This window comes from Pseudomonas fluorescens, from assembly GCF_004683905.1.
Lineage (GTDB): Bacteria > Pseudomonadota > Gammaproteobacteria > Pseudomonadales > Pseudomonadaceae > Aquipseudomonas > Aquipseudomonas putida_A.
Genome location: NZ_CP038438.1, coordinates 5,304,150 through 5,326,580, shown reverse-complemented (window position 1 = coordinate 5,326,580; position 22,431 = coordinate 5,304,150). Strand labels below are relative to the sequence as shown.

Annotated in this window: 23 protein-coding genes; 18 read left to right on the top strand and 5 right to left on the bottom strand. The window is 62.1% G+C overall.

The features are described 5' to 3' along the window. Positions 1-302 precede the first annotated feature (302 nt). The 4 genes from E4T63_RS24600 to E4T63_RS24585 all read left to right on the top strand — a co-directional run bounded on the left by E4T63_RS24600 (position 303) and on the right by E4T63_RS24585 (position 4,638). Positions 303-2,210 carry a sigma-54-dependent Fis family transcriptional regulator gene (locus E4T63_RS24600; RefSeq protein WP_135296637.1) on the top strand — a complete coding sequence of 636 codons (1,908 nt, stop codon included), beginning with the start codon at positions 303-305 and terminating at the stop codon, positions 2,208-2,210. Positions 2,211-2,367: 157 nt separating this feature from the next. Next, the gene (gene mpl / locus E4T63_RS24595; protein ID WP_135296636.1) at positions 2,368-3,717 is read left to right on the top strand and encodes a UDP-N-acetylmuramate:L-alanyl-gamma-D-glutamyl-meso-diaminopimelate ligase; all 1,350 of its coding nucleotides are present in this window, start codon (positions 2,368-2,370) and stop codon (positions 3,715-3,717) included. Continuing rightward, entirely contained in the window at positions 3,714-4,361 is a 648-nt protein-coding gene (gene ubiX, locus E4T63_RS24590) for a flavin prenyltransferase UbiX (RefSeq protein WP_007968137.1), read from the top strand. The genes mpl and ubiX overlap by 4 nt, the downstream gene beginning before the upstream one ends. Continuing rightward, the gene (locus E4T63_RS24585) at positions 4,354-4,638 is read left to right on the top strand and encodes a YceK/YidQ family lipoprotein (RefSeq protein ID WP_096796309.1); all 285 of its coding nucleotides are present in this window, start codon (positions 4,354-4,356) and stop codon (positions 4,636-4,638) included. Before ubiX ends, E4T63_RS24585 begins: the two co-directional genes overlap by 8 nt. Before the next feature lie 132 nt (positions 4,639-4,770). Here E4T63_RS24585 and E4T63_RS24580 read toward each other — a convergent pair whose 3' ends face one another. The 3 genes from E4T63_RS24580 to E4T63_RS24570 all read right to left on the bottom strand — a co-directional run bounded on the left by E4T63_RS24580 (position 4,771) and on the right by E4T63_RS24570 (position 7,733). After that, complete coding sequence (locus E4T63_RS24580; protein ID WP_007968134.1) at positions 4,771-5,412, bottom strand: oxidoreductase; 642 nt, start codon at positions 5,410-5,412, stop codon at positions 4,771-4,773. 27 nt (positions 5,413-5,439) lie between these two features. After that, on the bottom strand, positions 5,440-7,167 hold the full coding sequence (locus E4T63_RS24575; protein ID WP_135296635.1) for a C13 family peptidase: 1,728 nt from the start codon (positions 7,165-7,167) through the stop codon (positions 5,440-5,442). 110 nt (positions 7,168-7,277) lie between these two features. Beyond that, positions 7,278-7,733: a MaoC family dehydratase gene (locus E4T63_RS24570; RefSeq protein ID WP_003228575.1), complete on the bottom strand. Its 456-nt coding sequence runs from the start codon at positions 7,731-7,733 to the stop codon at positions 7,278-7,280. Between the two features lie 180 nt (positions 7,734-7,913). On the opposite strand from E4T63_RS24570, the gene E4T63_RS24565 reads away from it, so the two are divergent. From E4T63_RS24565 to E4T63_RS24555, 3 genes are read left to right on the top strand one after another with little or no spacing between them, the layout of a single operon-like run. Beyond that, positions 7,914-8,276 (top strand): CidA/LrgA family protein, encoded by a 363-nt coding sequence (locus E4T63_RS24565; RefSeq protein WP_095139173.1) that lies wholly within the window; start codon positions 7,914-7,916, stop codon positions 8,274-8,276. Beyond that, the gene (locus tag E4T63_RS24560; RefSeq protein WP_027612903.1) at positions 8,276-8,992 is read left to right on the top strand and encodes an LrgB family protein; all 717 of its coding nucleotides are present in this window, start codon (positions 8,276-8,278) and stop codon (positions 8,990-8,992) included. The genes E4T63_RS24565 and E4T63_RS24560 overlap by 1 nt, the downstream gene beginning before the upstream one ends. 10 nt (positions 8,993-9,002) lie before the next feature. Further along, positions 9,003-9,593: an LON peptidase substrate-binding domain-containing protein gene (locus E4T63_RS24555; protein ID WP_135296634.1), complete on the top strand. Its 591-nt coding sequence runs from the start codon at positions 9,003-9,005 to the stop codon at positions 9,591-9,593. Between the two features lie 3 nt (positions 9,594-9,596). Here the strand turns inward: E4T63_RS24555 and E4T63_RS24550 are convergent, their stop codons facing one another. Continuing rightward, positions 9,597-10,913 (bottom strand): bifunctional DedA family/phosphatase PAP2 family protein, encoded by a 1,317-nt coding sequence (locus E4T63_RS24550; protein WP_135296633.1) that lies wholly within the window; start codon positions 10,911-10,913, stop codon positions 9,597-9,599. A gap of 189 nt (positions 10,914-11,102) precedes the next feature. Then, positions 11,103-11,801 carry a DNA-3-methyladenine glycosylase gene (locus E4T63_RS24545; RefSeq protein WP_096796304.1) on the bottom strand — a complete coding sequence of 233 codons (699 nt, stop codon included), beginning with the start codon at positions 11,799-11,801 and terminating at the stop codon, positions 11,103-11,105. A gap of 177 nt (positions 11,802-11,978) precedes the next feature. Between E4T63_RS24545 and E4T63_RS24540 the strand changes: the two genes are divergently transcribed. The 11 genes from E4T63_RS24540 (at position 11,979) to lipB (ending at position 22,419) form a co-directional block, all read left to right on the top strand. Next, positions 11,979-13,250 (top strand): glutamate-5-semialdehyde dehydrogenase, encoded by a 1,272-nt coding sequence (locus E4T63_RS24540; RefSeq protein ID WP_095139181.1) that lies wholly within the window; start codon positions 11,979-11,981, stop codon positions 13,248-13,250. Next, positions 13,219-13,941 (top strand): nicotinate-nucleotide adenylyltransferase, encoded by a 723-nt coding sequence (nadD, locus tag E4T63_RS24535; protein WP_049827899.1) that lies wholly within the window; start codon positions 13,219-13,221, stop codon positions 13,939-13,941. Before E4T63_RS24540 ends, nadD begins: the two co-directional genes overlap by 32 nt. A gap of 72 nt (positions 13,942-14,013) precedes the next feature. After that, the gene (gene rsfS / locus E4T63_RS24530) at positions 14,014-14,508 is read left to right on the top strand and encodes a ribosome silencing factor (RefSeq protein WP_007960601.1); all 495 of its coding nucleotides are present in this window, start codon (positions 14,014-14,016) and stop codon (positions 14,506-14,508) included. Between the two features lie 9 nt (positions 14,509-14,517). Then, the gene (rlmH, locus tag E4T63_RS24525; RefSeq protein WP_003185785.1) at positions 14,518-14,985 is read left to right on the top strand and encodes a 23S rRNA (pseudouridine(1915)-N(3))-methyltransferase RlmH; all 468 of its coding nucleotides are present in this window, start codon (positions 14,518-14,520) and stop codon (positions 14,983-14,985) included. 10 nt (positions 14,986-14,995) lie between these two features. Beyond that, positions 14,996-16,891: a penicillin-binding protein 2 gene (gene mrdA / locus E4T63_RS24520; RefSeq protein ID WP_096796302.1), complete on the top strand. Its 1,896-nt coding sequence runs from the start codon at positions 14,996-14,998 to the stop codon at positions 16,889-16,891. Between the two features lie 31 nt (positions 16,892-16,922). Further along, positions 16,923-18,026: a rod shape-determining protein RodA gene (gene rodA, locus E4T63_RS24515; RefSeq protein ID WP_166497270.1), complete on the top strand. Its 1,104-nt coding sequence runs from the start codon at positions 16,923-16,925 to the stop codon at positions 18,024-18,026. A gap of 17 nt (positions 18,027-18,043) precedes the next feature. Then, positions 18,044-19,054 carry a lytic murein transglycosylase B gene (mltB, locus tag E4T63_RS24510; RefSeq protein WP_007960589.1) on the top strand — a complete coding sequence of 337 codons (1,011 nt, stop codon included), beginning with the start codon at positions 18,044-18,046 and terminating at the stop codon, positions 19,052-19,054. After that, complete coding sequence (locus tag E4T63_RS24505; RefSeq protein WP_007960588.1) at positions 19,054-20,064, top strand: septal ring lytic transglycosylase RlpA family protein; 1,011 nt, start codon at positions 19,054-19,056, stop codon at positions 20,062-20,064. Before mltB ends, E4T63_RS24505 begins: the two co-directional genes overlap by 1 nt. A gap of 187 nt (positions 20,065-20,251) precedes the next feature. Beyond that, complete coding sequence (locus E4T63_RS24500) at positions 20,252-21,409, top strand: D-alanyl-D-alanine carboxypeptidase family protein (protein WP_003228546.1); 1,158 nt, start codon at positions 20,252-20,254, stop codon at positions 21,407-21,409. 87 nt (positions 21,410-21,496) lie between these two features. Then, positions 21,497-21,772, top strand: a complete 276-nt coding sequence (locus tag E4T63_RS24495; RefSeq protein WP_003215438.1) for a DUF493 domain-containing protein — start codon at positions 21,497-21,499, stop codon at positions 21,770-21,772. Beyond that, positions 21,772-22,419, top strand: a complete 648-nt coding sequence (gene lipB / locus E4T63_RS24490) for a lipoyl(octanoyl) transferase LipB (protein WP_098965778.1) — start codon at positions 21,772-21,774, stop codon at positions 22,417-22,419. Before E4T63_RS24495 ends, lipB begins: the two co-directional genes overlap by 1 nt. The last annotated feature ends 12 nt before the right edge of the window (positions 22,420-22,431 follow it).

The following is a 22,431-nucleotide window of genomic DNA, read 5'->3' as shown; positions in this document are numbered from 1 at the left end:
GTACCGCTTTTGGCACAGCCAGTGACCGGCTGGTCTTGCCAGCATTGCAATGCGCCGATGGCTGGAGGATGCTGACTGCCAATCGCCCAGATGCACCCCTTGTGGCGAGGGGATTTAGCGAAACGTCGCACCGCCCCGATCGGCTGCGCAGCAGTCGTAAATCCGGTGTACGCGGTGAATCTAAGAAGCCACGTTGGTTTGATTGGGGCTGCTTCGCAACCCATCGGGGATAAATCCCCTCACCACAAGGTATGTGCCAGCCAATAAAGAGGCGGCACTGATCTCGGGGAGAATAATAAGAAATGCACGATAACCATTTGAGTCGCCATGCCCAGCAGGTGCTCACCGTCAGTCAGGGCAAGCCGCACCTGCACGGGCCCGGGGCCGATCCGTCGATTGCCCGCTCGTGGCTGCGCTGTCTTGAGGACTATCACCTCGATCCGGCCCTGACCATGGCGCCCACCGTGCTCGAACACGGGCGCGTGCTTGAAAGCCGCGAACGTCTGCAACAGGTGTTGCAGATCGCCGGCAATGAAATGAGCAGCCTGCATCAACAACTGTCGGGCGCCGGTCATGCGGTGCTGTTGACCGACGCGCGCGGGGTGATCCTCAACTGCGTCACCGCACCGGCCGAGCGCAAAATATTCGAACGTGCCGGCCTCTGGCTCGGCGCCGACTGGAGCGAAGCCTGCGAAGGCACCAACGGCATTGGCACCTGTCTGGTCGAGCGCCAGGCACTGACCATCCATCAGGACGAACACTTTCGCGGCCGCCACACCGGCCTGACCTGCTCGGCGAGCCCGGTGTTCGACCCGCACGGCGAACTGCTGGCGGTGCTCGACGTGTCCTCGGCGCGCCACGACGTTTCGCGGCAGAGCCAGTTCCACACCATGGCGCTGGTCAATCTGTCGGCGAAGATGATCGAGAGCTGCTATTTCCTGCGTTGCTTCGATAACCAGTGGCTGCTGCGTTTCCATCTTCAGGCCGAATCCGTCGGCTTGTTCAGCGAAGGGCTGCTGGCGTTTGACGGGGAAGGGCGGATCAGCGCGGTCAACCAGAGCGCGCTGAACCTGCTCGGGCATATTCGCGGTGGTTTGCTCGGCAAACCGGTGGAAGCATTTTTCGATTGTTCGCTGGACGAGTTGCTCGGTCGGGCCAGCGCCAATGCCAGCGCCAGTTGGCCGCTGCGCACCCGCGACGGGCGGCATCTGTTTGCCTTGTTGCGCGGCGAATCGCGCAAGCCGGCGCCGATCCTGCCGGCTCCGGTCGTGGCCAAGCCGCAAGCGCTGGCGGGCATTTGCCTCGGCGACGCGGCGCTGCAAGCGGATTTCCGCAAGGCGCTGCGGGTATTCGAACGCGACGTGCCGCTGCTGATCAATGGCGAAACCGGCTCGGGCAAGGAAGCCTTTGCCAAGGCTGTGCATCACGCCAGCCAGCGCGCCAATAAAGCCTTCGTCGCCCTCAACTGCGCGGCGATCCCGGAAAGCCTGATCGAGAGCGAGCTGTTCGGTTATCGCGGCGGCAGTTTCACCGGCGCGCGCAAGGACGGCATGCGCGGCAAGCTGCAGCAGGCCGATGGCGGCACGTTGTTTCTCGATGAAATCGGTGACATGCCGCTGGCGCTGCAAACCCGGTTGTTGCGAGTGCTGGAAGACCGGCAGGTGGTGCCGATCGGCGGCGAGCCTGAGGCGGTCAACGTGCGGATCATCAGCGCCACTCACCGCAATCTGCTGGAACGGGTCGAAGGCGGCAGCTTCCGCGAAGATCTGTATTACCGGCTCAATGGCCTCGAAGTTGCGCTACCGGCGTTGCGGGAACGCAGTGATAAATCGCAGTTGCTGGATTTCCTGCTGGCCGAGGAGGCCGGCGGCGAAACAATCGTGATCGACGACCCGGCGCGCCAGGCGTTGCTGGCCTTCACCTGGCCGGGCAACGTTCGGCAGTTGCGCAATGTTCTGCGCACATTGGCGGCATTGTGTGATGAAGGGCGAATCGGGTTGGAGGATCTGCCGGCGATGATTCGGCAGGGGCGGCCAACGCTGGAACTGAAGTCGGTTGAATCCGAGCATCCGCTGGAAGATGCCGAACGTCTGGCGTTGCTCGATGTGCTGGAGCAAACGCGCTGGCACATGACCCAGACCGCGCAGCAGCTCGGGGTCAGCCGTAATACCCTCTATAGAAAGCTTCGTAAGCACGCGATCTCCCGTTAAACCGCGTCGCGCCATTCGCGAGCAAGCCCGCTCCCACAGGATCAGCGCCAACCTTGTGGGAGCGGGCTTGCTCGCGAAGGCGTCGGCGCAGGCGAAACACCAGGTGCGATTTTTCCCACCCTACGCTAACCTGCGGCCATGTTTTACGAGGTCGACTATGCACATTCATATTCTGGGTATCTGCGGGACTTTCATGGGCTCGATGGCGGTTCTGGCCAAAGAGCTGGGCCATCACGTGACCGGCTCCGACGCCAACGTCTATCCGCCGATGAGCACGCAGCTTGAGGCCCAGGGCATTCAGTTGACCCAGGGCTACGACCCGGCCCAGCTCGATCCGGCACCGGATCTGGTGGTGATCGGCAACGCCATGTCCCGCGGCAACCCGGCGGTGGAATATGTGCTGAACAAAGGCCTGCCGTACGTCTCCGGCCCGCAGTGGCTGGCCGATCACGTGCTGCAAGGGCGCTGGGTGCTGGCGGTTGCCGGCACGCACGGCAAGACCACCACCAGCAGCATGCTCGCCTGGGTGCTGGAACATGCCGGCATGAGCCCGGGGTTCCTGATCGGCGGCGTGCCGCAGAACTTCTCGGTGTCCGCACGTCTGGGCGGCACGCCTTTCTTCGTGATCGAGGCCGACGAGTACGACAGCGCGTTTTTCGACAAGCGTTCGAAGTTCGTCCACTACCGCCCGCGCACCGCGATCCTCAACAACCTTGAGTTCGATCACGCCGACATCTTCCCCGATTTGCCGGCGATCGAGCGGCAGTTCCACCACTTGGTGCGGACCATTCCGAGCGAAGGTCTGGTGATCCACCCGACCACCGAACCGGCCTTGCAGCGCGTGATCGAAATGGGCTGCTGGACCCCGGTGCAGACCACCGGCGTCGGCGGTCAGTGGCAGGTCAAGTTGCTGAAAGACGATGGCTCGGCGTTCGAAGTAATGTTCGAAGGCGTGTCCCAGGGCGCGGTCGAATGGGAGCTGACTGGTCAGCACAACGTCGCCAACGCCCTGGCTGCGCTGGCTGCGGCGCGGCATGTCGGTGTGGTGCCGTCGATGGGCATCGCCGGCTTGAGCGCATTCAAGAACGTCAAACGCCGGATGGAGAAAGTCGCCGAAGTACGCGGCATCACCATCTACGACGACTTCGCCCACCACCCGACCGCGATCGCCACCACCCTTGATGGCTTGCGCAAGCGCATCGGCGACGCACCGCTGATCGCGATCATCGAGCCGCGCTCCAACTCGATGAAGCTCGGCGCACACCGTGACGGTCTGCCGGACAGCGTGGTCGATGCCGATCAAGTGATCTGGTACGCCCCGGCCAACCTCGGTTGGGATCTGGGCGCCACCGCCGCGCTGTGCAGCGTGCCATCGATTGTCAGCGATTCGCTGGAAGGTATCATCGAACGCGTGAAGAGCCAGGCCCAGCCCGGTACTCACGTGGTGATCATGAGCAACGGCGGTTTCGGCGGCCTGCACGGCAAACTCGCCGAGGCGCTGCAATGAACACTTTTGCCCAGAGCGGCGGCCCGGAACGCATCACGCTGGCGATGACCGGCGCGTCCGGCGCGCAGTATGGATTGCGCCTTCTCGACTGCCTGGTACGGGAAGATCGCGAAGTGCACTTCCTGATCTCCAAGGCTGCGCAACTGGTGATGGCCACCGAGACCGATGTCACGCTGCCGCCCAAGCCGCAGATGATGCAGGCGTTCCTCACCGAATACACCGGGGCGGCCGCCGGGCAGATCCGCGTGTACGGCAAGGAAGACTGGATGTCGCCGGTAGCTTCGGGCTCCGGCGCACCGGCGGCGATGGTCGTGGTGCCGTGTTCCACGGGTACCTTGTCGGCGATTGCCACGGGCGCGTGCAACAACTTGATCGAGCGCGCGGCGGACGTCACCTTGAAGGAGCGGCGCCAGTTGATTCTGGTGCCGCGCGAGGCACCGTATTCGAGCATTCATCTGGAGCACATGCTCAAGTTGTCGAACATGGGCGTGACCATCCTGCCGGCCTCGCCGGGTTTCTATCACCAGCCGCAGACCATCGACGACCTGATCGATTTCGTCGTGGCGCGGATTCTCAATCTGCTGGGCATTCCACAGGACATGCTGCCGCGTTGGGGCGAGCATCATCTGAGCAGCGATGAATAAGCTGTTGATGATTGCGCTGGCGCTGCAACTGGCCGGCTGCGCCACCGCGCGCACGCTGGATGCCGCCAAGCCGGGGGCGCCGGTGGTGTATTCCGGGACACGCCTGGATTTGTACGCGATGAATGGCGGGTGCTGCGCGATGGATCGCTTCGGGGCTGAAGCGCCGAGTTATCCGGGAGTGGACCTGCCGGCGAGTGCGTTGCTCGATACGCTGTTGTTGCCGTTGTCGTTGCTCACGGTGATTGGCGTGGGGTTTCAGGCGACTGGCGGATTGTAGGGGAGTGTGGCGAGGGGATTTATCCCCGATGGGGTGCGCAGCGCCCCCAAAATCTGAAAAACGACGACTGCTGCGCAGCCGATCGGGGCGGTGCGACGTTTCGCTAAATCCCCTCGCCACAAAGTACGGTGTTTACTTGCCGAGCTTGCGCAACTCATCCGACTCGACGATCCGCACCCCATCCTGTTCTTCCAGCGCCAGGCGCCACATCGCCCGGGCCAGTTGGCAGGCTTCGATGCCGCGGTACTTGCCGGGAATCAGTTTGGAAAACGGCGCCGCCAGCTGTTCGCCCAAGCGCGGTTCGGTACGATCACCCAGCAACAGCGATGGCCGGCAGATGGTCAGTTGCGGCCAGTCCTGCGCGCGCAACGCCTGCTCCATCTCGCCTTTGACCCGGTTGTAGAAAATCGACGATTTCGGATCGGCGCCCAGCGCGCTGATCACGATCAGGTGCCGCGCGCCCATCTCCCGCGCACGTTTGGCGAAGGCCACCACCATGTCCAGATCCACCGCGCGGAACGCGGCTTCGGAACCCGCCTGTTTGATGGTGGTGCCGAGGCAGCAATAGGCGATATCGACGCGACCACTGAGTTGCGGCAGAAACGCTTGTGGGTCGCCCACCGGGTTTTCCAGGTGCGGATGCTCCGCCAATGGACGACGGGACGGGGCGAGCACGCGGGTGATCGTCGGCTCGTTGAGCAAACGGTCGAGCAGATGTTCACCGGTCAGTCCGGTGGCTCCGGCAAGCAATACGTGCTGAGGCGTCAAGTACATAGTGTTTCTCCCTTGATACTGTTCAGCTTAGTTGCTGTTTGTTGCTCCGTCGTTCAATGCAGCACTCTGCAACGCTTTTCTGGCCTGCTGTTTACGCAGCAGTTGCCAGTGTGCCAGCACGGTTTTCGGTGCCCAGATCTGTGGCTCCGAGGCTTCGAAGTTATCCGCCAGTTCGCGCTCGGCGACGGTGGCCTTGGCCAGTTTGAAAGCCTGCTCTAGATCGTCGGTCTGGTTCAGGGCCTGAGCGAACAGGGCGTCGCCGAAGTAGGTGAAGTTGGCTTCTTCCGAGCAACCGAACGACACGCGATCGGCACGCGAGGCGGTCATGATCAGTGTGCGCTCATCTTTCAGCGCGGGGATGAAACCGCCGGAATAGCACGATGAAATCACGATCACCTTGTCGCGATTTTTCAGTGGCGCGAGCACGGCGGCGAGTTCGTCGGCGGGCAGATCGGCCAGCTCCATGCGCGGCTGATCGAGCACCAGCTCGTGTTCGGCGGTGCCGTGGCTGGTCAGGTAGATGAACACCAGGTCTTCCGGGCCGCTGCGTTCAGCCAAAGTCTGCGCGGCGCGGCGCAGGTTCTCGCGAGTGGCCATCGGCCGGTCGACGAGGTGGTCGCGGTGGTTGACCAGACGAATCTGGCCGTAGGCACCGAAACGTGTGGTGAGCATGTTGGCGACGTAGTCGGACTCGCGCAGGAACACGCTTTGCTTGCCGTCGCCACCGAGGGTCAGGGTGTACAGCTCGACTGCCGGCGTCGAGGCGGGCACGGCGGCCAGCGCGTTATCGAGTAGGCGGCCCTGGGCCAGAAGGCCGAGTTCGAGGGTGTCGGGCAACAGCTTGCCGTCGGCGTCACGTACGCGCTGGCCGTTGATCCAGGTACCGCTGAGCACGGTGCCGTCAGTCAGCACCAGAGTGCCGCGTCCGGCGTAGCTGTCGCCGTCGAACCCGCCGATGTAGAAGCTGCCGTCAGACAGGTTCAAGCGGCCCTGACCGCTGAAGCGCCAGTCGTTGAAGAAGCCGATGTAATGGCTGCCGTCGGCGCCGATCAGTTCGCCCTTGCCGGTCAGCGCGCCTTCCTTGAACTGGCCGAGCCACACGTCGCCGTCGGCGTTCTCGTAGCGGCCCTTGCCGTGCAGCTGGCTGTTCTTGAAGCCGCCGACATAGATGTCGCCATCGGCACTGTTGAATGTGCCATTGCCTTCGAGCTGGCCGTTGACGAAATGGCCGCTGAAGGTATTGCCGCTAGAGTCGCCGCGCTGGCCTTCGCCGTTGGGTTTGCCGTGGGCGAACTGGCCTTGATAGGAGCTGCCGTCGTCCATTTCCAGACGGCCCAGCCCGGAATACTGGTCAGCCTTGAACTCGCCACGGTAGGTCATGGCGTTTTCTTTGAGGGTGCCTTCGCCATCGCGGCGGCCCTGCTTGAAACCGCCGGTGTAACTGCTGGCGTTGGTGGTCAGGCTGCCCTGGCCATCGAACAGACCCTGCTGAAACTGACCGCGATAGACCTCGCCGTTGCTGCCGTGCCACTCGCCCTGGCCATGCCATTGGCCCTTGTCGAACTGCCCGGCGTACCAACTGCCGTTGGGGTAGTCGACCCGGCCCTGGCCTTGCAGCAAGCCGTTCACCAGTTCACCGCGATAGCGTCCGCCGTCCGGCAGCCGTGCATCCGGGGGCAACAGCGATTCGCCGTCGCCGCACGCGGTGAGCATCAGGGTCAGGGCAAGGGGTGCAAGAGAAGCGAGTGGGCGCATAGCGGGATCCGGGCAATTAGGCGACCGAGTATGCCGCAGCTATGTGACCTTATACAGCCGGGAAAACAGCGCTGATGCGAAACAGCGTGCGCTGTTTCGCATCCCGTGACTTAAACGAAGCAGAGCGACAACGGTTCGGCGATATAGGCCGGTTTGTCCGAGCCTTCTATCTCAAGCGTCGCGGTGGCCTTGAGCAGCCATTGACCGGGTTTTTTCTCGGTCACTTCGGCCAGATCGACTTTCAGGCGCACTTTTGAATTGACCTTCACCGGCTGGATGAAACGCACGCTGTCCAGACCGTAATTGACCACCATCTTCAGGCCTTGCGGCAGCACGAGGATGTCTTCCATCAGTTTCGGGATCAGCGACAACGACAGGAAACCGTGGGCAATGGTGCTGCCAAAAGGCGTTTGCGCGGCTTTGACCGGATCGACATGGATGAACTGATAATCCCCGGTGGCTTCGGCGAACAGGTTGATGCGCTCCTGATCGATGGTGAGCCATTCGGAACGTCCGAGTTCCTTGCCGACATAATCTTTGAGCTCTGCAACGGGAACATAGGGCATTGAGACTCTCCTTGGGTTCATCGGTTTTATAGTTTTTCAGGTGGGGGATTTGACCGCCCTGCGAACCACTGTAGATCAACATGGCGATTTGCTCCGGTCAACCGACCATGCTTTTGGCGAATGCCGATCCATAGCGCTGCCGTGCTTATAATGCCGAGGACTTGCGGGGGGAGATGTCTGATGTTGTTACGTGGCCTGACCATGCTGGTGCTGTTCCAATTGCTCGGCACGGCACTCAACCATTTGCTGTTGCCGGTGCTGCCGGGGCCGATCATCGGTCTGCTGCTGTTGCTGGTGTTCCTGATCATTCGCGGTGAAGTCGGCGAGCCGCTGAACCTCGCGGCCGGCAGTCTGTTGCGTTATCTGCCGCTGCTGCTGGTGCCGCCGGCGGTGGGCGTGATGGTTTATGCGAGCGACATTGCCGCTGACTTCTGGGCCATTGTCGGCGCGCTGGTGTTGTCGTTGATCCTGTCGATGGCCTTCGCCGGGGTGCTGATGCAACGCCTGGTCAAGCGCCATGCGCCGCACTCGGAGGAGTCGTGATGCTCTTCGATTGGCAAGGCGCCTGGGCTTCGGTGATCCATCATCCGCTGTTCGGCATCGGCATCACCCTCGGTGCCTATCAACTGGTACTGGCGGCGTTCGAGAAAACCCGCTGGATCTTTCTGCAACCGGTGCTGGTCTCGATGCTGGTGGTGATCGGCGTGCTGGTCGGCTGCGGCCTGACCTACGCCGAGTACCGCAAGAGCACCGAAATCCTCAGCATTCTGCTGGGCCCGGCGACGGTGGCGCTGGCGGTGCCGCTGTATCTCAACCTCAAACGCATCCGCCAATTGTTCTGGCCGATTTTTACTACGCTGGTGATAGGCGGCGTCGTCGCCACGGGCATGGGCGTGTTGCTCGGCTGGTGGTTCGGTGCCGAGCACATGATTCTGATGACCATGGCGCCGAAGTCGGTGACCTCGCCAATTGCCATGCTGGTGGCCGAGCAGATCGGTGGCGTGGCGGCGCTGGCGGCGGTGTTCGTGCTGATCACTGGGGTGATCGGCGCGATCTTCGGTCCGGCGTTGCTGACCCGGCTCGGCGTGCACAGCCCTGAGGCGCGTGGCATGGCGCTGGGCATGACCGCACACGCGGTCGGCACTTCGGTGGCGTTGCAGGAAAGCGATGAGTGCGGCGCCTTCGCGGCGCTGGCGATGAGTCTGATGGGCGTGGCCACGGCGGTGTTCCTGCCGTTGGCGGTGTCGATGGTGGTGTAAGGAAATGTCTATGAGTCTGCCGCTTTTTCCGCTCAACACAGTGCTGTTCCCCGGCTGCAACCTCGACTTGCAGATCTTCGAGGCGCGCTACCTGGACATGATCGGCCGCTGCATGAAACAGGCCGGCGGTTTCGGCGTGGTGTGCATCCTCGATGGCCATGAAGTCGGCGTTGCGCCAGAGGGCTTTGCCCTGGTCGGCTGCGAAGCGCGGATCACCGATTTCCAGCAACAGGACAACGGTCTGCTCGGGATCCGGGTGCAGGGTGGGCGGCGTTTTCAGGTGTTGCGCACGGAAGTGCAGCGCGATCAGTTGATCCTCGCCGACGTCGAGTGGCTGGACGATGAGCCGGAGCAACCGCTGCAGGACGAAGACGCCGATCTGGTGGCGCTGCTCAAGGCCTTGGCCGAGCACCCGATGGTCGAGGCGTTGAACATGGGCACCGAAGCGTTGGGGCAGCAGTCGCTGGCCAATCAACTGGCGTATCTGCTGCCGTTCGCCGAAGAAGACAAGATCGATCTGCTGCAACTCGACGATCCGCAGCAGCGACTGGATGCGATCCAGGCGCTGCTCGATGAGCTGCAGGGCGAGCTGTTCGCCTGAGTATCAGTAGGCGTAACGCAACATCGTGTCCGGCAGATGCCGCAGAACGAACAGGCTGAACAGCACCAGCAGTGCCGGCAGAATCAGCCACCAGACCTTGAACGGCATGGCATTGAGCGGCGCCTTGCGCTGACTCAGCCACAAGCCCGCCGCACATACGCATGCCGCCAGCATTGCGCCGGCCAGAATATCCGTCGGCCAGTGCGCCCCCAGATAAACCCGTGACAAAGCAATCGACAGCGCCGGAATACAGCCGAGCAGCAGCCAGGTCAGGCGCATGCGCGGCGGTTGGCCGCGACCGGCGAGAACCGCCAGCACCAGAAACAGCGCGAACGAACCGGAGGCATGACCGCTGGGCATGCTGTAGCTGGTCAGCGGATCGGTCAGCACTTCCGGGCGGACCCGGGCGAAAAACTGTTTGGTGACGGTATTGAGGAGCGCGGTGCACAGCAGCACGCCACCGGCAAAGATTGCCTGGCGCCATTGCCGGCACAGCAGCAACAGACCGGTGAGCAGGGCGCTGAACATCAACATATTGCGGAATTCACCGATCAGGGTGAAGGTCACTGCGATTTCATCGAGCATCGGCTGCCGATGTTCCTGCACCAGGCTCATCACGCCCTGGTCGAGGGCGTGCAGATACGGATAGCCAATAAACAGGCCGATCAGAATCAACAGGCTCATGCTGCTGATCCAGATCGTCGCCCGGCGATGCTGGCGCAAGCTGCTGTTGACGCTCATGCCGACCATCACCGCAATACTGGCGGCAACGATGCCGGCCTGCAGCCAGAAACCTTCCGGCAGCGGCAGACGGATCGCCGCGCCGGTGGCCCAACCCGGCAGCAGGTAGGCGACGCTCCAGCCGGCGGCGGCCAGCAGGCTGACGGCGGCGAAACGCGGGAAGGGCATGTCGCACATCCCGGCAACCATCGGCAACATCGGCCGCAACGGGCCGATGAAGCGCCCTACCAGCAGGCTGGCGATGCCGTAACGCTGGAAGTAGGTTTCGGCCCCGGCCATCCATTCCGGATGGTGGCGCAGTCCCGGCAGGCGGCGGATGTTCTGATGGAAATGGCGGCCGAGGAAGTACGAGATCACATCGCCGAGTATCCCGCCGAGAAAGCCCAGCAGCAGGGTTTCACTCAACGACAGTGCGCCGCTACCGGCGAGTACGGCCACGGCAAACAGCAACACCGTGCCGGGCACGATCAGCCCGGCAATTGCCAGGCACTCTACGCAAGCGACGATAAATACCGCAGCGGCCAGCCACTGCGGATTGGCGGCGAGCCACCCGGTCACGCTATCGAGCCATGGGCCCATACACACAACTCCATCAAATCTTCAATAAGTCCCGAAGGCTGCACAAAATTTCAGCAATCACTCAGTACCCCTGTGGGAGCGGGCTTGCTCGCGAATGCGGTGTGTCATCAACGAGCTCGTATCTGACACGCCCTCTTCGCGAGCAAGCCGCTCCCACAAGGGCGCATTAGGTTCAAAACCTGTGTCACTTCAGGACAGCAAAAAATAATCGCGACCTTCGACCTGGCCCCGGCGCAGCGGGTTCCGCGTGCACCACTGGGCATACGCGGCGTCGACGAAGCGGTACATCAGGTGTTCGTCGCGGCCATGGGGGATGCCCAGGCGGGTGGTCTGGATAATCTGGGTCGGCGCCGGCCCTGTGTCTTCCACCAGCATCAGCTCGTGATCGAAACGCTTGGCGTCCCACATCGGCACCTTCAGCCCGAGCGCCTTGCACAGCAGCGTCTGCCCGGCGCAAAGCTTTTGCGAAGGACGCGGCCGGCCTTGGGCATCGGGATTGTTCAGCAGCATCTGCGCCAGACTCGCCGGCCCGCTGACCTCATCGACCCACGGGTAAGCGGACTTGATCAGCACCGCATTGCCGGGCCCCTGAGCGCTGAAGTTCAGCGAATCGCCACCGCGGGCGTAATACATATAGATGTGCCCGCCATCCAGAAACAAAGCCTTACGTTTTTCCGTGTAGCCGAGCGATGCATGACTGCCTTTTTCCGCGCAGTAATAGGCTTCGGTTTCGATGATCCGGGCGCTGAGCCACAGATCGCCGACCCGGTGGCGGATGACTTTGCCGAGCAGATCGCGGGCCAGCACTTGCGCGTCACGGTCGAAAAAAGCGTCCGGGAGGCCCAGTGGCAGGCGCTCGGCGATGGCGCGATCGGTCAGGTTGGACATGGCAAACGGTGTTTATCCAGGCGAAGGAGGTCGTGATGATAACAATCCGCGGCTTAATTACGGCTGAACGTCGGCAAATTGCAGTCCATTTCGACCATCCGCCTGTCACCGCTGTTAGTCCCGGGACGCGACAGCTATAATCTGCCGCTTTCCTCTTTGCCAAGACCCCAGCAGACCATGACTGAGTCCGTTCTTGACTACATGACCCGATTGGGTCGCGCCGCCCGCGAAGCTTCCCGGGTCATCGGCCGTGCCAGCACCGCGCAGAAAAACCGCGCCTTGCAGGCTGCTGCCAATGCGCTGGACGCTGCTCGCGCCGAGCTGGCCGCAGCCAATGAACAGGATCTGGCCGCCGGTCGCGCCAACGGTCTGGAGCCGGCACTGCTGGAGCGTCTGGAACTGACCCCGGCGCGCATCGACGGCATGATCGTCGGCCTGCGTCAGGTGGCAGCATTGCCCGATCCGGTCGGTGCGATCCGTGACATGAGCTTCCGCCCGTCCGGGATTCAGGTCGGCAAGATGCGCGTACCGCTGGGTGTGATCGGGATCATCTACGAATCCCGGCCCAATGTGACCATCGACGCCGCCAGCCTGTGCCTGAAGTCCGGTAACGCGACCATCCTGCGCGGTGGCTCCGAGGCGATTCATTCCAATCGGGCGATTGCCGCGTGCATTCAGCGCGGTCTGGCCGAGGCCGAATTGCCGGCAGCCGTGGTGCAAGTGGTCGAAACCACCGACCGTGCCGCCGTCGGCGCGATGATCAGCATGCCCGAGTATGTCGACGTGATCGTGCCGCGCGGTGGCCGTGGCCTGATCGAACGTATCAGCCGTGATGCCCGGGTGCCGGTGATCAAACACCTGGACGGCATCTGCCACGTATTTGTCAGCGAGCACGCCGATCTGGCCAAAGCCCAGCGCATCGCCTTCAATGCCAAGACTTACCGTTATGGCATCTGCGGCGCGATGGAGACCTTGCTGGTTGATCAAAGTGTTGCGAAGGATTTCCTGCCGTCGATGGCTGCCCAGTTCCGCGAGAAAGGCGTCGAGCTGCGTGGCTGCGAACGCACCCGGGCGATCATCGACGCGGTGGCGGCCAGCGAAGACGACTGGAGCACCGAGTATCTGGCGCCGATCCTGTCGATCCGTGTGGTCGACGGACTGGATCAGGCCATCGAACACATCAACCATTACGGCTCGCATCACACCGACTCGATCGTCAGTGAAAACCTCGCCGACACCCGGCGTTTCGTCGCGGAAGTCGACTCGGCGTCGGTGATGATCAACACCCCGACCTGCTTCGCCGATGGATTCGAATACGGATTGGGTGCCGAGATCGGCATTTCTACTGATAAGCTGCACGCCCGCGGCCCGGTGGGCCTCGAAGGACTGACCTGCGAGAAGTACATCGTGGTCGGTGATGGCCAGTTGCGCGGCCAGGCGACGGTCTGACTTGACCGACCTCGACCTGACAGCGCCGCTGCCTGACGGCGAACTCCGACCCCGGCGCATCGGCGTACTGGGCGGCACGTTCGACCCGGTGCACATCGGCCATTTGCGCGGTGCGCTGGAAGTCGCCGAAGCGCTGCTGCTCGACGAGCTGCGCATGATGCCCAGCGCCCGGCCGCCGCACCGCGATACGCCGCAGGTGTCGGCGCAGGATCGGTTGGCAATGGTTGAGTGCGCGGTGGCCGGAGTGCCGCCGCTGGTGGTGGACGCCCGCGAATTGCAGCGGGACAAGCCGTCTTACACCATTGATACCCTGGAGTTGATGCGTGCCGAAATGGCCGCCGAGACCCAGGTTTTTCTGCTTTTGGGCTGGGACGCATTTTGCGGCCTGCCCACTTGGCATCGCTGGGAAGAGTTGCTCCAGCATTGCCACATCCTGGTGCTACAGCGCCCGGACGCCGACAGCGAACCGCCGGATGCCTTGCGCAACCTGCTGGCAGCGCGTTCGGTGAGCGACCCGCTGGCCCTGAAAGGGCCGAGCGGACAGATTGCATTCGTCTGGCAGACACCGCTCGCGGTTTCCGCCACCCAGATCCGTCAACTGCTGGCCAGCGGTAAGTCGGTACGTTTCCTGGTGCCCGACGCGGTCCTGGCCTACATCGATGCGCACGGTCTTTACCGTGCGTCGAACTGAACAAGGCGTGCTTCACTGATACGAATCCACGTATCGCCAAGCCGCCGAATATACGAGCAAAACGAGTTTTATATGACTGACAAAGACGTAAGCAAAGTTAAGCGCAAAGGCACGTTCAAGAGCGCACCGCTGCCGGAAGTCGCCAACACCAACGAGCCGCTCAAGGGCGACGAGCTGGTCAAGGTTGCCGTGGCAGCCCTGGAAGACGTCAAGGCACAAGACATCCAGATCATCGATGTGCGCGACAAGCAGAGCATCACCGACTACATGATCATCGCCACCGGTACGTCCAATCGCCAGATCAACGCGATGCTGGACAAGGTCCGTGAAGAAGTCAAAAAGCAGGGCGCCAAGCCGCTGGGCGAAGAAGGCAAGGGCGACAGCGACTGGGTGCTGCTCGACCTCGACCTGGTGATCGTGCACATGATGACTGCCTCGGCGCGTCAGTTCTACGACCTGGAACGCCTGTGGGCCGGTGCCGAGCAAAGCCGTGCGGCAGACGCCAAGCACCACAGCCCGGAAAACACCCACGAGCATTTCACCAAGCTCAACAAAGACCAGCTGTAAGGGATTGCTGTGCGACTGCGACTGATCGCCGTCGGTTCACGCATGCCCAAGTGGGTGGAAGAAGGCTGGCATGAATATGCCAAGCGTCTTCCGTCCGAACTGGCGCTGGAACTGGTGGAAATTCCGCTCAATACCCGTGGCAAGAACGCCGACGTGGCCCGTTTCATCCGCCAGGAAGGCGAAGCCATGCTGGCCAAGGTCGGGCCGAACGAGCGGATCGTCACGCTGGAAGTCCACGGCAAGCCCTGGAGCACCGAGCAACTGGCGGTCGAACTCGACCGTTGGCGGCTGGATTCGCGCACGGTCAATTTCATGGTCGGTGGCCCCGAAGGGCTGGCGCCGGAAGTCTGCGCCCGCGCCGATCAGCGCTGGTCGTTGTCGCCGCTGACCTTGCCGCACCCGCTGGTGCGGATCCTGATCGGCGAACAGCTGTACCGTGCCTGGACCGTGCTGTCCGGTCACCCTTACCACAAGTAGTCCTGCTCTCATGTCTCAGCCGATCCGCATCAAGGACCACGAAAAGGACGCCCGCCTGGTGCGTAGCCGCGTCGTGTTCGGGGCCATTGCGGTCATGCTGTTGATCTGCGTGCTGATTGCGCGGCTGTACTACTTGCAGGTGATCCAGTACGAGTACCACTCGACGCTCTCGGAAAACAACCGCGTCCATGTGCAGCCGATTCCGCCGACCCGCGGCTTGATCTTCGACCGCAACGGCGTGGTGGTGGCGGACAACCGCCCGAGCTTCAGCCTGAGCATGACCCGCGAACGTTCCGGCGACTGGCAGCAAGTGCTCGACGTGATCGTCGAAGTGCTGCAGCTGACGCCCGAGGACCGGGTGATCTTCGAGAAACGCATGCGTCAGGGGCGTCGGCCATTCGAGCCGGTGCCGATCCTGTTCGAGTTGACCGAAGAGCAGATCGCCCGGATCGCGGTGAACCAGTTCCGCCTGCCAGGGGTGGAAGTGGTCGCGCAGCTGGTGCGCCACTACCCGCAGGGCGCGCATTTTGCGCACTCGGTGGGTTACATGGGGCGCATCAACGAGAAAGAGCTGAAGACCCTCGACCCGGTCAACTACAGCGGCACCCACCACATCGGCAAGACCGGCATCGAGCGTTTCTACGAGCCGGAACTGCACGGCCAGGTGGGTTACGAGGAAGTCGAAACCAACGCTCGGGGCCGCGTATTGCGCGTGCTCAAGCGTACCGATCCGATTCCCGGCAAGGACATCGTCCTGAGCCTGGACATCAAACTGCAGGAAGCGGCCGAAGCCGCGCTGGGCGGGCGTCGCGGCGCGGTGGTGGCGCTCGATCCGAAGACTGGCGAAGTGCTGGCGATGGTCAGCCAGCCGAGTTTCGACCCGAACCTGTTCGTCACCGGCATCAGCTTCAAGGCCTATGCCGAACTGCGCGATTCCATCGACCGGCCGCTGTTCAACCGCGTGCTGCGCGGCCTGTACCCGCCGGGTTCGACGATCAAGCCGGCGGTGGCGATTGCCGGTCTCGATTCTGGCGTAGTGACAGCGTCGAGCCGGGTGTTCGACCCCGGTTACTACATGCTGCCCAACTACGATCACAAGTACCGCAACTGGAACCGCACCGGTGACGGCTTCGTCGATCTCGACACGGCGATCATGCGTTCCAACGACACCTACTTCTATGACCTGGCGCACAAGCTGGGCATCGATCGGTTGTCGGCCTACATGAACAAGTTCGGCATCGGCCAGAAGGTCTCGCTGGACATGTTCGAAGAATCCCCCGGCCTGATGCCGTCCCGCGAGTGGAAGCGTGCGACGCGCAAGCAGGCGTGGTTCCCGGGTGAAACCCTGATTCTGGGGATTGGCCAGGGTTATATGCAGTCCACACCGTTGCAACTGGCACAGGCCACGGCGCTGGTCGCCAACAAAGGCATCTGGAACCGGCCGCACCTGGCCAAGACCATTGAGGGCGCCAAACCGGTAGACGAGAACCCGATGCCGGACATCGTCCTGCGCGATCCGTCGGACTGGACCAAGGTCAACCACGGCATGCAGCAGGTGATGCACGGCGCCCGGGGTACTGCGCGCAAGGCAGCAATCGGTGCGCAATACCGCATCGCCGGCAAGTCCGGTACCGCTCAGGTCGTCGCGATCAAACAAGGTGAAAAATACGACCGCTCCAAGGTTCAGGAACGCCACCGCGACCACGCCTTGTTCGTTGGTTTCGCCCCGGCCGACAACCCGAAAATAGTGGTTTCGGTGATGGTCGAGAACGGTGAGTCCGGCTCCGGTGTCGCCGCGCCAGTGGTGCGTCAGGTCATGGATGCCTGGCTTCTGGATCAGGAGGGTCGATTGAAGGCCGAATACGCCGGTCCTATCAGTGCGGAGGCTACGGCCCGTGATGAATAATTTTGATCGCATGCTCTCTAGCGAGGATGTGATGCGTCGCCGGGCGACGCTGCTGCAACGCCTGCATATCGATGGCCCGCTGTTGATCCTGCTGCTGATCCTCGCTGCGGGCAGTCTGTTCGTGCTGTATTCGGCCAGTGGCAAAAGCTGGGATCTGCTGGGCAAACAAGCCACTTCGTTCGGCATCGGCCTGGTGTCGATGATTGTCATCGCCCAGTTCGAACCACGGTTCATGGCGCGTTGGGTACCGCTCGGTTACGTGATCGGCGTGGTGCTGCTGTTGGTGGTGGACATCATGGGCCACAACGCCATGGGCGCGACGCGCTGGATCAACATCCCCGGGGTGATCCGCTTCCAGCCCTCGGAGTTCATGAAGATTCTGATGCCGGCGACGATTGCCTGGTATCTGTCCAAACGCACGCTACCGCCGCAACTCAAGCATGTCGGCATCAGCCTGATGCTGATCGGCGTGCCGTTCATTCTGATCGTGCGCCAGCCTGACCTTGGTACGTCACTGCTGATTCTGGCCGGCGGCGCGTTCGTGCTGTTCATGGGCGGGCTGCGCTGGCGCTGGATCCTCAGCGTGCTGGCCGCCGCCGTACCGGTGGCGATCGCCATGTGGTTCTTCATCATGCACGACTACCAGAAGCAGCGGATCCTGACCTTCCTCGACCCGGAAAGCGATCCGCTCGGCACCGGCTGGAACATCATCCAGTCGAAAGCCGCGATCGGTTCCGGCGGTGTGTTCGGCAAGGGTTGGCTGCTGGGCACCCAGTCGCACCTGGACTTTTTGCCGGAAAGCCACACCGACTTCATCATCGCCGTACTGGGCGAGGAGTTCGGTCTGGTGGGCATCTGCGCGCTGCTGCTGATCTATCTGCTGCTAATCGGTCGCGGCCTGGTGATTACCGCCCAGGCGCAGACGCTGTTTGGCAAATTGCTCGCCGGCGCGCTGACCATGACGTTTTTTGTTTATGTTTTCGTCAACATCGGTATGGTCAGTGGCCTGTTGCCGGTGGTGGGGGTGCCGTTGCCCTTCATTAGCTACGGAGGAACTTCGCTGGTGACACTGCTGTCAGCGTTTGGGGTTTTGATGTCGATTCATACGCATCGCAAGTGGATCGCACAGGTTTGAATAAGGTGAAGAGTTCAATGCAAGTCATGCGCAGCTGGGCGACTCGTTACGCGCCGTGGGTCGGCCTGGTCGGCATCCTTGGCAGCGCGCAGGAAGCGCTGGCCGGCGATTACGAAGGCTCACCGCAGGTGGCCGAATTCGTCGGTGAAATGACCCGCGACTACGGTTTTGCCGGCGAGCAACTGATGGCGGTGTTCCGCGAGGCGCAGCGCAAGCAGGCGATTCTCGACGCCATCTCCAAACCCGCCGAGCGGGTCAAGCAGTGGAAAGAATATCGCCCGATGTTCATCACCGACGCGCGCATCGCCCGTGGTGTGGACTTCTGGCGCCAGCACGAGGCCGTGCTGGCCCGTGCCGAGCAGGAGTACGGTGTACCGGCACAAGTCATCGTGTCGATCATTGGCGTCGAGACCTTTTTCGGACGTAATACCGGCAATTACCGGGTGATTGATGCGTTGTCCACGCTCGGTTTCGACTATCCTCCCCGTGCCGAATTTTTCCGCAAGGAATTGCGTGAGTTCCTGCTGCTGGCCCGTGAAGAACAGGTCGATCCATTGACCCTCAAAGGCTCGTACGCCGGGGCGATGGGCCTGCCGCAATTCATGCCGAGCAGCTTTCGCGCCTATGCGGTGGATTTCGACGGTGACGGTCACATCAATATCTGGACCAATCCGGACGATGCGATCGGCAGCGTGGCCAGTTACTTCAAACGGCATGGCTGGGTCGCCGGGGAACCAGTGGTCAGTCGCGCCGATGTGCGCGGCGAGCAGGTCGATGAAGGCCTGACCACCGGCATCGAGCCGACGAAAACGGTCGGAGAGTTGCGGGCGTTGGGCTGGTCAAGTCATGATGCGCTGCGCGATGATATGCCGGTTACTGCATTTCGCCTCGAAGGCGACAACGGCCCTGAATACTGGATGGGCCTGAAGAATTTCTACGCGATCACGCGTTATAACCGCAGCGTGATGTACGCCATGGCCGTACATCAACTGTCTGAAGAGCTGGTAAAAGCACGGGGCGTCAAGTAATGCGGGCATTGCCTATCAATAAACCCCTGAAGCTGGTGGCTTTCGCTGCGTTGGCGGTGCTGGTCGCCAGCTGTTCGACCAGCCGCGCGCCGACCCAGAAGACTTCGTCCACCGCCGTACGCGCGCAGCCGGGGCTGGACATCAACCGCGCGCACAAAGACGGCGCGCCGTGGTGGGATGTCGATGTTTCGCGGATCCCGGACGCCACGCCGACCCTGCACACCGGCCCGTACAAGGCCAACCCGTACACCGTGCTGGGCAAGACCTATTTCCCGTTGCAGGAATCCAAGACCTACGTCGCCTCGGGCACGGCGTCCTGGTACGGCACCAAGTTCCACGGGCAGAACACCGCCAACGGCGAAGTGTATGACCTGTACGGCATGAGTGCCGCTCACAAGACTCTGCCACTGCCAAGTTACGTTCGGGTGACCAACCTGGACAACAACAAGAGCGTGATCCTGCGGGTCAACGATCGCGGGCCGTTCTATTCGGACCGGATCATCGACTTGTCCTACGCGGCCGCGAAGAAGCTCGGTTATGCCGAAATCGGCACCGCGCGGGTCAAGGTCGAGGGCATCGATCCGCAGCAATGGTGGGCCGCCAAGGGCCGTCCGGCGCCGCTGATGCTCAACGAGCCGCAAGTCGCGCAGAATAGCGCCCCGGTGATCACGGCGTCGGCCGGTACCATCGAGCAGTGGACCCCGCCGCCGCAGCAACATGCCTCTGATACTGTCCCTGTACAGATCAGCGCAAAAAAAAACGCTTCTGCACCAGCGTCTGGCCAGTATCTGCAGGTGGGCGCGTTCGCCAACCCGGACGCTGCAGAACTCCTGAGGTCGAAGCTCAGCGGGATGGTGAGCGCTCCGGTGTTCATCAGCTCGATCGTGCGCAATCAGCAGACCCTGCACCGGGTACGCCTGGGGCCGATCGGGTCGCCGGGTGAGATCGCGCAGGTGCAGAACAGCGTGCGCCTGGCCAATCTCGGCTCGCCGAGCGTGGTCACCGAGTAAGAAACGTAGCACTTGATTGACGGTTCACTTGCGGTTTTGGGGGGTGAACCAGGTTGTTGGCTCGTCGAAGAACAAAAGCCCGGCAAGGGTGACTGGAGTGAGCAACTGAACACGCGATGGCCCGTTAGAAGGCTGTCTGAATAGTTTTGCCTTCGGGCAAGTTTCCATTAGCGATTTCGAGAGACGGATGAACATCACCACCTTTGCCAAACGCCTGTGTCTGCTAGTCCCGCTGCTCCTCTCGCCAGCCGCTTTCGCGGCCGAGATGATGCCGTCGCCACCTCAACTGGCTGCAAAAGCCTACGTGCTCATGGACGCCAGCAGCGGCAACGTGCTGGTGGAGAACAACGGTGACCAGCGTCTGCCGCCAGCCAGCCTGACCAAACTGATGACCGCGTACATCGCTACGCTGGAAATCCGTCGTGGCCAGATCGGTGAGAACGACCCGGTGACCGTCAGCGAAAACGCCTGGCGTACCGGCGGCTCGCGGATGTTCATCAAAGTCGGCTCGCAAGTGACCGTCAGCGACCTGCTGCACGGCATCATCATCCAGTCCGGCAACGACGCCAGCGTGGCGCTGTCCGAGCACATCGCCGGCAGCGAAGACGCGTTCGCCGACCTGATGAACAAGACGGTCGCCGATCTGGGCATGACCAACTCGCACTTCATGAACCCGACCGGTCTGCCGAACCCTGAGCACTACTCGTCGGCTCACGACATGGCGATCCTGGCCCGTGCGATCATCCATGAAGACCCGGCTCACTACGCGATCTACTCGCAGAAAGAGTTCTTCTGGAACGGCATCAAGCAGCCTAACCGCAACCTGCTGCTGTGGCGCGACAAGACCGTTGACGGTCTGAAAACCGGTCACACCGACGAAGCCGGCTACTGCATGGTGTCCTCGGCTGTACGTGATGGCCAGCGTCTGATCGCCGTGGTGTTCGGCACCAACAGCGAAGTGGCGCGTGCCGCTGAAACCCAGAAGCTGCTGACCTACGGTTTCCGTTTCTTCGAAACCCAGACCTTCTACCAGAAGGGCACCGAACTGGCTCAGGCCCCGGTGTGGAAAGGCACCACCAGTCAAGTCAAGGCCGGCCTGGCTGAAGACCTGACCATGACCCTGCCAAAAGGCCAGCTGAAAAAGCTCGCTGCCAGCATGACCATGAACCCGCAACTGACCGCGCCAATCGCCAAGGGCGACGTGATCGGTAAAGTCGAAGTGAAACTGGACGACAAGGTAGTGCACAGCGCTGACCTGATCGCTCTGGACGCTGTCGAGGAGGGTGGTATCTTCCGCCGCATGTGGGATAGCATCCGTCTATTCTTCTACGGCTTGTTCAACTGAATTTAGTGTGCACCTGCATGCCCCCGCGCTGATCCGGCGCGGGGGCATGCCCGTCGCCACGGCTTACGCTTACGAGGCCGTTACGCCATGACCGATACCGAAGTAAAGGCGCCAAAGATCGAATTCCCCAACGTTGATTACCCGGTTAAGGTGATCAGCGACACCGGTGTGGGCAACAAGGACAAGATCATCGAGATCGTCAAGAAACACGCGACGATCAACCATGACCGTGTGGATGAGCGCCAGAGCACAAACGGCAAATACACCACGATTCAGTTGCACATCGTCGCCACCGACCAGGACCAGCTGTACAACATCAACAGCGAACTGCGGGCTACCGGCTTCGTGCACATGGTGCTGTGATGCCGGGCACGTTGGGCTTTCGCGAGCTCGGCCAGATGGCTTACGAGCCGGTCTGGCACGCCATGCAACGCTTCACCAACGAACGCGGCAGCGATGCCGCCGACGAAATCTGGCTGGTCGAGCACCCTCCGGTGTTCACCCAGGGCCAGGCCGGCAAGGCCGAACACCTGTTGCTGCCGGGCGATATCCCGGTGGTACAGGTCGATCGCGGCGGGCAGGTGACTTATCATGGCCCGGGCCAGTTGGTCGCCTACCTGTTGCTGGACGTGCGCAAGCTGGGCTTTGGCGTACGTGATCTGGTCACGCGCATGGAACACTGCCTGATCGAATTGCTGGACAGCTACGGCGTGACCGCTGTAGCCAAGCCAGATGCTCCCGGCGTCTACGTCGACGGAGCGAAAATCGCTTCTCTGGGTTTGCGGATTCGCCACGGTTGCTCCTTTCATGGCCTGGCCCTGAACGTGGATATGAACCTGGAGCCGTTTCGACGGATTAATCCCTGCGGCTATGCCGGGCTGGCAATGACCCAGCTGAGCGACCACGCAGGATCGATTGAATTTGCCGAGGTAAGTGCCCGGCTGCGCGCGCAGCTCGTCAAACACCTCGACTATGCTGAGCAGACGACCCTGACGGGCGGAATCGACTGATATGACTACTGA